The organism is Lentzea jiangxiensis, assembly GCF_900104175.1.
In the GTDB taxonomy this organism is placed as follows: Bacteria; Actinomycetota; Actinomycetes; order Mycobacteriales; family Pseudonocardiaceae; genus Lentzea; species Lentzea jiangxiensis.
Map to the genome: position 1 here is coordinate 87,522 of NZ_FNIX01000003.1, position 11,959 is coordinate 99,480.

The 11,959-nt window shown below is 71.5% G+C and carries 11 protein-coding genes; 4 read left to right on the top strand and 7 right to left on the bottom strand.

The genetic code is table 11. The features are described 5' to 3' along the window. Nucleotides 1-2: 2 nt before the first annotated feature. From BLQ91_RS11740 to BLQ91_RS11760, 5 genes are all read right to left on the bottom strand, one after another. Entirely contained in the window at nucleotides 3-1,862 is a 1,860-nt protein-coding gene (locus BLQ91_RS11740; RefSeq protein ID WP_090097200.1) for a CRTAC1 family protein, read from the bottom strand. A 47-nt stretch (nucleotides 1,863-1,909) separates the two neighbouring features. Then, nucleotides 1,910-2,893 carry a DUF1702 family protein gene (locus BLQ91_RS11745; RefSeq protein WP_245733349.1) on the bottom strand — a complete coding sequence of 328 codons (984 nt, stop codon included), beginning with the start codon at nucleotides 2,891-2,893 and terminating at the stop codon, nucleotides 1,910-1,912. Between the two features lie 90 nt (nucleotides 2,894-2,983). Further along, nucleotides 2,984-3,952 carry a DUF1702 family protein gene (locus BLQ91_RS11750; RefSeq protein WP_090096846.1) on the bottom strand — a complete coding sequence of 323 codons (969 nt, stop codon included), beginning with the start codon at nucleotides 3,950-3,952 and terminating at the stop codon, nucleotides 2,984-2,986. A 76-nt stretch (nucleotides 3,953-4,028) separates the two neighbouring features. Next, complete coding sequence (locus BLQ91_RS40210) at nucleotides 4,029-4,715, bottom strand: MerR family transcriptional regulator (protein ID WP_245733350.1); 687 nt, start codon at nucleotides 4,713-4,715, stop codon at nucleotides 4,029-4,031. After that, nucleotides 4,688-5,656: a hypothetical protein gene (locus tag BLQ91_RS11760; RefSeq protein WP_090096847.1), complete on the bottom strand. Its 969-nt coding sequence runs from the start codon at nucleotides 5,654-5,656 to the stop codon at nucleotides 4,688-4,690. Before BLQ91_RS11760 ends, BLQ91_RS40210 begins: the two co-directional genes overlap by 28 nt. Nucleotides 5,657-5,731: 75 nt before the next feature. On the opposite strand from BLQ91_RS11760, the gene BLQ91_RS11765 reads away from it, so the two are divergent. The 3 genes from BLQ91_RS11765 to BLQ91_RS11775 all read left to right on the top strand — a co-directional run bounded on the left by BLQ91_RS11765 (nucleotide 5,732) and on the right by BLQ91_RS11775 (nucleotide 9,065). Further along, nucleotides 5,732-6,799: an NAD-dependent epimerase/dehydratase family protein gene (locus BLQ91_RS11765; protein ID WP_342670631.1), complete on the top strand. Its 1,068-nt coding sequence runs from the start codon at nucleotides 5,732-5,734 to the stop codon at nucleotides 6,797-6,799. Nucleotides 6,800-6,885: 86 nt separating this feature from the next. Continuing rightward, nucleotides 6,886-8,427, top strand: a complete 1,542-nt coding sequence (locus BLQ91_RS11770; RefSeq protein ID WP_090097202.1) for an acyl-CoA carboxylase subunit beta — start codon at nucleotides 6,886-6,888, stop codon at nucleotides 8,425-8,427. Next, nucleotides 8,424-9,065 (top strand): maleylpyruvate isomerase family mycothiol-dependent enzyme, encoded by a 642-nt coding sequence (locus BLQ91_RS11775; RefSeq protein WP_245733351.1) that lies wholly within the window; start codon nucleotides 8,424-8,426, stop codon nucleotides 9,063-9,065. Before BLQ91_RS11770 ends, BLQ91_RS11775 begins: the two co-directional genes overlap by 4 nt. Here the strand turns inward: BLQ91_RS11775 and BLQ91_RS11780 are convergent. Continuing rightward, nucleotides 9,046-9,711, bottom strand: coding sequence for a TetR/AcrR family transcriptional regulator (locus BLQ91_RS11780; RefSeq protein ID WP_090096848.1), 666 nt, complete (start codon nucleotides 9,709-9,711; stop codon nucleotides 9,046-9,048). The two genes, BLQ91_RS11775 and BLQ91_RS11780, sit on opposite strands and share 20 nt — an antisense overlap. Before the next feature lie 69 nt (nucleotides 9,712-9,780). On the opposite strand from BLQ91_RS11780, the gene BLQ91_RS11785 reads away from it, so the two are divergent. Further along, a complete protein-coding gene (locus BLQ91_RS11785) occupies nucleotides 9,781-10,797 on the top strand; it encodes a carotenoid oxygenase family protein (protein WP_176959696.1) in 1,017 nt (338 codons plus the stop codon). A 39-nt stretch (nucleotides 10,798-10,836) separates the two neighbouring features. On the opposite strand, the gene BLQ91_RS11790 is transcribed toward BLQ91_RS11785, so the two are convergent. Then, entirely contained in the window at nucleotides 10,837-11,697 is an 861-nt protein-coding gene (locus BLQ91_RS11790) for a hypothetical protein (RefSeq protein ID WP_090096850.1), read from the bottom strand. Between the last annotated feature and the right edge of the window lie 262 nt (nucleotides 11,698-11,959).

Below are 11,959 nucleotides of genomic sequence, written 5' to 3' on the forward strand. Positions count from 1 at the left end.
CGTCACCTCTCCTTCGCCTCGGTACCGAGTTCGAGCGTGTGCCTGCCGGGGTCGAGCGTCAGCGTGTCCTCGCGGGTCTCGCCCGAGCGGTCGCGCCAGTTGATCCGCACCTCGACGGGTCCGTCCGCCTTGCCGAGTCCGATGTGGACCTCGTGGCTGCGCTTGCCGGAGTGGCCGCCGCCGCCGTCGACGTGGCCGATGAACGTGCGGCCGTCCCTGGTCTTCGCGGTGACCTGGGCGCCGACGGCGGGCGATCCGCCGTCGTGGCACAGCCGCAACGTGAGAGCGCTGCCGCGAGACGGGCCGGAGTTGCGGTAGAACACCGGTTCCGCCCATTGCCGGGCCACCGCGAGGTCGAGCTTGCCGTCGCCGTCCGCGTCACCGGTGGCGATGCCGCGGGTGGGGACGGGGATGGCGAGGCCGAGTTGCTCCGCGATGTCGACGTACCGGTCGCCGTCCTTGACGTAGAAGGCGAGGCGGTGGTTGCCGCCGACGTCGTCGCCGACCGTCACGCGCGGCCAGGACACGGGGTGGCGCAGCGCGAGGTCGTTGGCGGTGGCCAGTTCCTGCAGCTGGGGCCACCTGTTGACCTGGCCGCGGACGAAGCCGGTGGCCTGGGCGATCGCGGGTTCGCCGGAGTTGGCGAAGTCGGCGATCTTGACGTCCCAGCCCCAGCCGGACCACGCGGTGCCGGCCGGTGCGCTCACGTCCTCCCACGGCGCCTCGCTGTTGGCGAGCTTGGCGCGCAGCACGTCCCGGTCGCCGGACTGGGACATGAACTGGAGGTTGCTCTCCTGGATGCCGTACGACGTGGTGATGTTGCTGACGAACATGTCGTACACGCCGTCGCGGTTGAGGTCGCCGAAGTCGACGCCCATGCCCTTGAACGAGTCCTGGCCGACGACCTTCGACTTCGGGGTGAGCGCGGTGCGGACGCCCTCGACCGGTGCGAGCACGATCCGGCCGGGCGTGGACCTGTTGTGGAACATGCGGTCCGGGCCGAAGTCGTTGGCGAGGTAGAGCTCCGGCAGCAGGTCCCCGTCCAGGTCTGCGGCGGACGCCGCGAGCTCCCAGCCCTTGGACGAGTCCAGGCCCTGCACGCCCTCCTGGACCTCGAAGCGGGCTCCGGCCGCCGACGCTCCCGTCCAGCGCAGGAAGTAGTTCTCGCCGCCGTTGTAGGCGGCCGACATCGAGTCGTTCATCTCGACACCGCCGCTGACCGACGGGTCGAGCACCGGGCCGTGCGGGAAGTAGTTGCCGATGAAGACGTCCGCGTGGCCGTCACCGTCGAAGTCGGCGACCGCCGCGGCGTTGGTGTTCCACTGGGGACCCGTGTAGCGGCCCGCGGTGGAGTTCGCGCCGGGTACCAGTTCGGTCGCGGTGTAGGAGGCGGCGGTGAGTCCGCCCTGGCCCTCCTTCGCGATGTGCACGACCGGCGTGCGGCCCCACAGGTACACCAGCAGGTCGACGCGGCCGTCCTCGTTGAAGTCGCCGGGCACGCAGCCCATGGGCGCCATCACGTCGTTCATCGGCAGCGAGCCGGGCGAGAGCGCGAACGCCTGGTAGCGCTCCTCCTTCGCGCCGGGTGCCGGGGTGACGACGACCTGGTCGATCCGCGGGTCGACCAGGCACAGGTCGTTGGCGAGGCCGTCGCCGTCGAGGTCGTTCATCGCGATCGCCGCGCCGACGGAGGAGATCCAGGCGTCGATGTGGGAGTAGTCCTTGTTGACCTTGCGGATGGTCTGCTGGTCGAACCCTCCCGGGAGGGAGATCGACATCGAGGTGAAGCCGTAACCGCTCGCCACGTCGCGCTTCTCCGCCTGCGACGCGGCGGGCAGCCGGGCCATCAGGAAGGTCACCATCACGAGAACGAGCGCCAGGATCCCCGGCAGCTGTTTGCGGGCCCAGTTCACTGCTCCACACCTCCTGAGTGGACGTACTGGTCGGCGAAGCCGCGCCGCCACAGCTCGTAGGCGGGAACGTCGTCCCGCCCGGGCCCGGCCGGCTTGAGGGCGCGGACCCGGTGCGCGGCCTCGTCCGCGCCGGTGCCGCACAGGATCTGGGTGGCGATGTGCGTGTGGTCGACGGCGAGGCCCGCGAGCACACGGGCTTCCGCGGCGAACGCGCTGCCCTGGGCCACCACCGCGCGGTGGCGTCCCGCGTGCTCGGCGAACCAGCGCAGCTCCTCGGGTCCGGCGCCGCCCGCGTAGGTCGCGGCGAGGCCCGCGCCCGCGTACAGGTCGGCCCGCCGCGTGTCGGGGAAGCCTTCGACCAGTTCGGCGACCCGGGCCGCGTCCGCACCTCCCACGAACCACAGCGCCCTGCCGATGCCCTGGTCGATCGCGCGGTTCGCGTACCAGGCCGGGCCGGAGAAGGGCCACGGGAAGTCGGGTTCGCGGTAGTGGCCGTGCACGTACTTTCCGGTGTGGAAGTACGCCTGGTGGAAGCCGTAGCCGTCGAGCAGGAGCCATTGCAGCAGCTCGTCGCTCACCGCGAGCCGCGGCCAGCGGAACCTCGGCACGCGGGCCATCGCCCAGCCGACGCCCACGTAGACCATGTAGACGTGCTTCGCGCCTGCTCCCGCGAGGAACTCCGCCACCCGCCCACCGCCACCGAACGGCAGCGCGTCGAGCGTGGCGAACCCCATTCCCGCACCCTCGTAGGCGAAGCCGCGGAACTGCGGGGACACGGTGTCGAGGTGTCGTTCCACCTCGTCGGGCGCGCGTGCCTCCACCGCGGTCGCGAACCCGAAGAGGAAGTTCCGGCCGATGTTTTCCAGCAGTTCCTTCGCAGCCTCGTTCTTGTGGTGGAATCCACGTACTGAAAGCGTGGCCTCCGAACTCCTGGGCGTCAGCAACCGACGCCGCAAAACGCGCCATCCCGCCTTGGTCACGATGCACTCTCCCCAAACATACGATTTCCCGCCACTATTCTTTGCATCACCGAGGCGGTCTGACATCTTCCAGCATGCTCGACCCTTTTCTCACCGCGTGAAATGTGCGCGAATGCGACTGCGCCACCGTTCGTACTCGGGCTCGGGACCCGCTTCGCCGGCGGACGTGGAGGAGGTCTCGACGAGGGTGACCGCGGCGGTCGCGGACAGGTCGCCCAGGGCGTGGACGGCCTGTGCCGCGCGGTCGTCGACGTGGCCGGCCGCCGCCTTGGCCATGACGGCGAGTGCGGCCCCCAGTGCGAGCTCGGGCGCCTGCGCCCCCGCCTCGGCCCGCAGCCACGCGAGGTCCGCGGGGGTGGCGCCACCGGCGAAGGTGGCGGCGAGCCCGACACCGCTCCAGAGGTCGGGGTGGCGGCGGCCGGTGAACCTCCGCACGGCGCTCGCGACGGCCTTCACGTCCGCGCCGTGGATGAACCACAGGGCGCGGCCCAGCCCTTGGTCGAAGGCCCGGGGGAAGTAGGAGGGCGTGTCCTGCCACGGGTACGGCTCCGGTGACCGCTGCCCGGCGACCCAGCGTTCGGGGTGGAAGTAGGCGCGGTCGAAGCCGTAGCCGTCGACGGCCAGCCAGGTGATCGCCGGGTGGTACCGGACGCCTTCGAGGTCGGGCACCACCTTGCGCCACAGCGGCCGGGGCAGCCGGGCCATGGCGAAGCCGATGCCTATGTAGGCGAGGAAGAGGTGCGGGAGACCGGGACCGCGCAGCAGGTCACGGGTGCGCTTGCCCCGGTCCATCGCGTCCAGGACCGTGCAGGCCATCGTCGCGCCCTCGTAGGCGAACCCGCGCAGCTCGGGCGCGACGAGCGACAACCTGCGTTCCAGCTCCCACAGCCCGCGGCAGTCGATTCCCCATTCGAATCCCGCGATCACGGTCTGCGGAATCTGTTCCAGTGCCCGGGTCGTCTCCGATTCCGGAATCGAGAAACCGCGCGCCGCGAACGTGACGTCCACGAGAGCCGGTGCGAAAATCAATCGTCTGATGGAACCGAGCACCGTCGACATCAGCGCTCCTCTACTAGGCTCCTCCCATCTTCATCCGCACCTGTGGCAATTTGCATCTTTCCAATTGCGGTGCCGCTCAGCCGTTCTCGTCCGCGAGGTCGTGGCCCAGTCTGCGGGCAGCCGTGAGCGCCACCGTGCCCAGGACGATGGACACCAGCAGGCGTTCCGCGCACTCCCGCGTGGCACCGGCGCCGCGCGCCTGGTCCGCCTCGGCGGCCGCGACCGCCGCCCCCGCCCGCAGGTAGGCCTCCAGCAGGGCGTCGTCGGGCGCGTGTCCCGCGAGTTCCAGGCTCGCCAGCACGCCGGCCAGCTCGGCCGCGGCGGCGTTGTCGCCCGCGACCTTGCGCCCGTCCTTCGCCAGCACCTCGTCGACGCGGTCGCGCCACTTCGCCCGCACCTCCCCGACGGGGCCGGGCGCTGTGGAGTCGGGCGCGGTGGAATCGGGCGCGGTGGAGTCCGGCGCACTGGTGCGGGAGATCGCGGTGAGCACGTCCGGCACCCTGACGTCGACGCTGCCGCCGACGAGCTCGGCGACCGCGGCGACGGGCAGGCCGCCGCGGTCGACGAGTGCGCGCACGACGCGAAGCCTGCGGACGTGGCTCTCGTCGTAGCGCATCTGGTTCGGCCCGGTCCTCCTGCCGGGGTGCAGCAGGCCGGACCGCAGGTAGAACTTGATCGTCGGAATGCTGACCTGCGCGAGGCGGCTCAGCCCCGCGATCCGCAGGCCGTCGCCCGTCACGCCCATGGCGCCGTCGGGTACCACGGGATCAGCTCGCGACGGGCGAGCAGCCGCACGTCCCAGTACAGGAAGGTGAAGACGCCCACGGTGATCAGCGCGACGCCGGTGATCACCGCGAGCCGCACCGGCTTCTCCGTCAACCACCGCCGGACCCGGTCGCCCAGGAACGCCGCGGTGGCCACGAGCGCCAGGGCGAGCACCGCGATGTTGCCGAGGGACTGCAGGCAGAACGCGGCAGCTCCGTAGAGGGGGTTGCCGCTCTCCGCCGCGTCGCGGAACAGCTGGCGGAACAGGCCGAACGGGCGGCCGATCAGGAACCCTCCGATGAGCACACCCATGAACACCATGGGGGCGTTGGGATAGCGCTTCGCGATGCGCGCGAACGGGTCGCGGACCACGCCCAGCGCGGCGAGACCGAGGTAGGTCATCGTCAGGCCGATCACGCCGAACACGACCAGGGACTGCACGCTGCGGCCGGACAGCGTGCCCGCGACGTTCTGCGCGGTCGAGAACTGCGGCATCGAGGTGCCCACGAGTCCGACGATCGCGCCGTAGACCGCGGACACCGACAGCATGCCCGCCGACAGCCACAGCAACGGCTTGAGCGCGCCGCGGACCCGTTCGGCACGGCTGCTGGAGCCGCCCAGCATCGGCGCCATCGCCCCGAACGCCGCGATGTTGCAGGCGGTGAACGTGCCCGCGAGACCCGTGACGAACGCGAACGCGATGCCGGCGGCCGTCCCGGCGATCGGCGTGGCCTTGGCGTCGTGGCCGAGCAACGTGTTCGCGACGTTGTCCCCGATGGTCGAGTCCACGAAGTGCGCCGACCACACGACCGTCAACGCGAAGCCCGCGAGCGCGCTCAGCAGGACGAGCAGTCCGCGCCTGCGCGGGAAGTGGCCGTTGACGAACGCGGATGTGGCGATCGGCCGCACTGGTGCCGGTGCGGTCTGTTCCGTCGACATGGGTGTTCTCCTCCGCCGCCTACATTCATCCACAAAGGACTTGCGCTGCTGCGCCTATCACAGAATGGAGGTGGCGTGGCGACAATCGCTTATCCCAGAGTGCGGGGTTGTGACGCGGCGGACATCGCACTCTCGAAGAAGCAGCACGACCGCCGCGCGGGCAGGCTGGCGTTCGTCGTCGCGGCGAACGGGGTGCGGATGCTGGTGAGCGTGACCGGAGGGACGGGTTTCGTCGGATCGCACTCGGTCGCGGCGGTCATCGCGGCCGGGCACCGGGTCCGCCTCCTCACGAGGAACCCTCGGGCGGTGCCGGAGGTGCTGCGCCCGCTGGGCGTCGATCCCGCCGGCGTCGAGGTGGTCGCCGGTGCCGCGACGGACCCCGGCCGGGTGGCGGAACTGGTGCGCGGCGCGGACGCCGTGCTGCACGCCGCTGCCGTCTACTCGTTCGACCGGCGCCGGCGCCAGGAGATGCGGCGCACGAACGCGCTCGCCACCGAGACGGTGCTGGGGGCGGCGCGGAAGGCGGGGGTCGGGCGGGTCGTGCACGTGTCGAGCTTCGTGGCGCTCGGCGGCGCGGTGCTCGACGAGAACTCCCCCGTGACGACGTCTTCCGAGCCGTACGCGGCGTCGAAGGCCGCGGCGGAGAAGGTCGCGCGGGAGCACGGCGCCGTGATCAGCTACCCGCCCGCGTTGCTCGGGCCGCACGACCCGCGGCTGGGCGACCAGACCGCGCGCCTGCGGGCCACCCTGCGCGGGCTCATGCCGATCTGGCCGACCGGCGGCTTCCCGCTGGGCGACGTCCGCGACACGGCGGCGTTGCACGCCCGTCTGCTCACCGGCGGTCCGTCCCGGTGTTTCGGACCGGGCCGGTTCGTCTCGACGCGCGACTACGTCCGGACGTTGCGGGAGGTCACCGGGCGCCGGTTGCCCGCCGTGTTCCTGCCCGCCGCGGCGCTGGTGCCGGTGGGGGTGGCCGCCGACGCGCTGCAGCGGGTGTGGCCGTGGCCCGTCCCGGTGCAGGGCGGGGCGATCCGCACGTGCCGGGCCGCGCAGAGCACCGCCTCGTCCGGGCCCGCCCGGCCGCTGGCGGAGACGATGGCCGACACCGTGCGCTGGCTGCGTGACGCGGGGAGGGTGGCATGACCGACCTGTCCGAACGGTCGCTGCGGCGGGTCGACTTCGTGCCGGTGAGCGTGCCCCGCCCCGCCCCGGTGGCGGAACCGCGGTCGATGCGGTCCGTGCTGGACGAGTCCGACCGGCTGCGGTCGCGCATCGTGACCGGTGACGAGAACGCCGTCGCCCGGCAGCACGCACTCGGCAAGCACACCGCCCGCGAACGGCTCGACCTGCTGCTCGACCCCGGCTCGTTCACCGAGATCGACCTGTACCGGCGCCACCAGGCGAGGGGGATGAAGATCTCCGAGAACCGGCCGCACACCGACGGTGTGATCGCGGGTTCCGGCACGATCGACGGACGCCGGGTGTTCGTCTACGCCCAGGACTTCTCGGTGTTCGGCGGGTCCCTCGGCGAAGCGCACGCCTCGAAGATCCACAAGGTGATGGACCTGGCGCTCTCCACCGGCTGCCCGTTGATCGGGCTCAACGACAGCGGTGGAGCCCGCATCCAGGAGGGGGTGATGGCCCTCAACGCCTACGGCGGCATCTTCCGCCGGCACGTGGCGGCGTCCGGGATCATCCCGCAGATCAGCGTCGTGATCGGCCCCTGCGCGGGCGGCGCCGCCTACTCCCCCGCGCTGACCGACTTCACGTTCATGGTGCGCGGCACGGCGAAGATGTACCTGACCGGACCGGACGTCGTCGCGGCCGTCAACGGCGAAGTCGTGACGCACGAGGAACTCGGCGGTGCGGACGTCCACGGCAGCCAGTCCGGTGTCGCCACGTTCGTCCACGACGACGAAGAGAGCTGCCTCGCGGACGTGCGGTACCTCGTGTCCCTGTTGCCCGCCAACAACCTCGACAGCCCACCGCACGACGGCCCGGTCGGCGCCACGACCGACGAACGGCCGCGGCTCGCCCAGCTCGTGCCCGTGGAGCCGAACAAGCCGTACGACATGCGCTCGGTCGTGGCCGAGGTGCTGGACGACGGCGAGTTCATCGAGGTGCACGAACACTGGGCCGGGAACGTGATCTGCGCCCTGGGCCGCGTCGACGGCCGGCCGGTGGGCGTCGTGGGCAACCAGCCCCTGGTGCTCGCCGGCGTGCTCGACTCGGCCGCGGCGCAGAAGGCGGCGCGGTTCGTGCGGTTCTGCGACGCCTTCAACATCCCGCTGATCACGCTGGTGGACGTGCCCGGTTTCCTGCCGGGCACGGCCCAGGAGCAGGGCGGCGCGATCCGGCACGGCGCGAAGCTGCTCTACGCCTACTGCGAGGCCACGGTCCCGCGCATCCAGGTGATCATCCGCAAGGCCTACGGCGGCGCGTACATCGTGATGGACTCCCGCTCGATCGGCTCGGACGTGTCCCTGGCCTGGCCCACCAACGAGATCGCGGTCATGGGGGCGGAAGGCGCGGTGAACGTGCTGTTCCGCAAGGAGCTCACGGCGGCGGCCGACCCGGCGGCGCTGCGGGCGGAACTGATCGCCGAGTACCAGGAGCAGCTCATGCACCCGCACTACGCCGCCGAACGCGGCCTGGTCGACGACGTCATCGACCCCGCGCAGACGCGGGCGGCGATCGCCCGGGGCCTGGAGATGATGAGCACGAAACGTGCCTCCGCGCCGCCGCGCAAGCACGGGAACGTGCCGCTGTGAGCGCGCCCGACCACCTGCTGTACCGGCAGGTCCGCCTCGACATCGGGCTGCTGGCGGCACGGCGGGTCGCCACCGCGCCGGTGCCCGCTTGTCCGGGGTGGACGGTGACGGACCTGGTGGCGCACCTCGTGGAGGTCGCGGCGAGCGTGGCCGCCCGGCTGGGTTCCCCCGCGGGCACGGCTCCACGAGGTATGACCGACGTCGATCTCGCCCTGGCGGAGTGGGAGCGCGTCTGCCACGTCCTCGAGCCGCTGGTCGAACTGGAGGGCCCGCGCTCGGCCGGGCGGATGGTGATGGACGCGTTCACCCATCTCCTCGACCTGCACGCCGCCCTGGACGTCCCGCCCGATCCCGGGCACCCCGCCTACCCCAGCACGCTGGACCTGCTCGTCGGCGGCTTCTCCGCCTCCGTGAAGGCGCACGGCCTGCCCGCCCTGCGGATCGAGAGTCCCACGGCCACGTGGACGGCGGGCGACGGCCCGGTCGTCCGCACGCTGCGAGCCGGAACCCACGACCTGCACCGGAGCCTCGCCGGTCGGCGGTCCCACGCCGAGATCGCGGCGCTGGACTGGGACGGCGCGCACGAACCGTGGCTGCCCGCCTTCCGCTGGGGCCCGTTCACCCCGCCTGTGGACTGAGCTCGCGCTCGATGCGCCGGCGTGACGACCGCACGGACCGCGTCGCCGCGTCCGGCCGGTCGCCCGCCCCCACCATCAGTGCGACGAGCTGGGGCTCGAACAGCGCCTCGCCGTCGAGCGGCGCCGCCAGGTACCCGCCCAGTTCCAGGGTCACGAGGCCGTGAGTGGCGATCCACATCTGGTGTGCGACGTGCGCGACGTCGGCGTCGGCGAACCGGCCCGCCGCCACGCACTTCGCCACGCACTCCACGACGCTCGTCAGGGTGTACCGGCCGTGCTGGCGGTCGTCGTCGGTCAGCGAGAAGCCGCTGAGCGAAGCGCCCCCGAACATCACGCTGTACAGGTGGGGGTTGGCCAGCGCGTTCATCCGGTACGCCCGGCCGAGCAGCGCCATGTCCGCGACCGGGTCGGACGTCGAGCGCACGGCCGTCAGGTGGCGTTCCAGCCGCTGGAACCCTTCGTGCACCACTTCCCGCACCAGGCCGCTCATCCCGCCGAAGTAGGTGTACACGGCCATCGTCGAGGTGCCGGCCTCCGCCGCGATGCGCCGCGTCGAGAGGGCCTGGGGTCCTTCGGTGGCGAGCAACGCGGCGGCGATCTCGATGAGGACGGTGTGGGTGCGCGGGTCCATTCGGCGTGGGCTCACCTTTGACATTGTTGCATAACGGCGATATGTTTAGCACAACGCTGTTATGCAATGGTCGGAGGTGCGTCCGTGGAAGCACTCCTCGTCGAGGGTGAGCTGCCCGCGAACCTGCACGGCAGGTTCCTGCAGTCCGTCCCGCATCCCGCACACGGCACGGAGCCGGTCTCCATCACCGGCGTCCGCCTCGCCGGCGGCACCGCGGCCTGGCACCGCGCCCGCACCGACTTCTCACTGCTGGGCACCGTGCCGACGTTGGCCCCGGCGGTGCGCGACGGTCTCCGCGTCGCCCGGCCGGCGCAGGACCCCCGCACCGGCGAATGGCACACGATCGCGACCAGGCCGGGCTCCCCGCTCGCCGAACACGTGACGATGAGCGCCGCGGGCGCGGTCCGCCGGGGCCGTTGTTTCGTGCTCAGCGGCCCCGCGCGCATCGACACCGTCGCCCTGACGGCGGACCACGTCGTCGTCCTGGACCTGTCCGTGGAACACGACCGCGCCACCGAGCTCATCGGCCTGCGCGCCCCCTGCACCTGGCGTCCCGGCAAGCAGGCGCGGATCGGCCTCCTGCCACGCCGGTCCCGGGGCAACCCCCTCTGGTTCCCCGTGTCACCGTGCTTCGTGCCGGAGACGGTCAACGCCTACGAGGACGGACCGGAGGTCGTCCTGGACGCCGTGCGGCACACCTCGCCCACCGGACCTCGGGAGCTGACGCGCTGGACCCTCGACCCGAGCACGGGCACCGCAAGCGAAGAGCGCCTGCTCAGCGCCGACTCCGCCGTCGTGGCCGACCCGGAACGCGGCCGACGGCACCACACCGTGTACGCGGTCCGGGGCACCGCGGTGTCCCGGCACGATCCGCACACGTCCACGACCCACGACTTCGGGCCCGGTCACCGCCTCGGCCAGCCCGCGACCGCCGGCGAATGGCTCATCGTCCCGTTCCACGACAGCACTTCGAGCAACCTGGCCGTCTTCGACGCCGCGGATCTGGCCTCCGGCCCGCGCTCCGTCGTGCGGCTTCCCGTCACCGTTCCGGTCGCAACGCGCACCACGTGGCAGCCACTGCTCGAACCTGTGCGTGCCTGAGAACACGGCTGTGCAGGTCGAGCGGCACAGCCAGCAGGCTCACACCCGCGTACCGACCGGCTCCGGCAAGGGCTCCTTGTGCCGCGTGTTCGCCGAATAGTGGGCGACGGCGATCGCTCCGGCGATCGCCAGGACGAACCCCGTGGTCGCGGCGGTCACGTAACCGTCGCGGACGTTGTCGCCGAGGTAGACCAGGCCGACGAACGACGAAAGCGCCGTGTTGGTGGTGAACATGATCGCGGTGACCCCGGTCGGACCGCCCTTCTGCAGCGCCATCGCGAACAGCGCCGCCGCGGTGAGGCCGTTGAGGACGATGGACCAGGCCGCCGGTTCCAGGACGAGTCGCCACACGGCGTCCGGGACGTGCAGCGTCCGCGCCGAGATGCCGACGACGCTGTAGGAGACACCGGAGCCGAACGCCAGCGCCACCGTCGCGCCGACGTGGTGGTGGCGCCGGGCGTAGAAGACGATCGCCGCCACCGGGACCGGGATGGCCAGGAGGATCCACCGCCACTGCGGCGCCAGGGCCTGTGCGGGACCCGGCTCCGCGGACACGCCCAGCAGGACCAGACCGGTCGCGCCGACCACCAGCGCGCCCCATCCCCGCGCACGGAGGCGGGAGCCCATGAAACTGCTGATCATGGCGGTCACGCCGACGCTGAACGCGAGCATCGACTGGACGAGGAACAGCGGCAGCCGGTGCAACGCCGCGGAGGCGAAGGCGAATCCCAGCAGGTTCACGCCAAGACCGAGGAAGTACAGCCACTGACGCCAGAGAGCGATGAGATCCCGAGACGATCCGCCCTGCGCGGCCACACGCCGGACACCCATCGACTCGAGGATCGAACCACTTCCTGACGCCAGGGTCGCCAGCACGGCGAAGACGTAACCCAGTGCCATTCGTCCATTGTGTCAGCCGGTGACCGCGGCGCTTTCAAGGTCCCCGTCGAGAACGGCTGATCCGGCCGCCACCGCGACGGCGCACTGTGCCTTGCCACCATTCCACTACAACGGAATTCGGCCGTTCATTACGCCATATGGAGCAATGTCGGCTGAAGGTGATCGGGGCACCAGCACGCGAACTCACGCAAAGCGTTGAACGTTCTGTGAAGACGCTTCGTCACCGCGATCCACCGGCCTCGGCCCGCGGTCACCCGCGTGG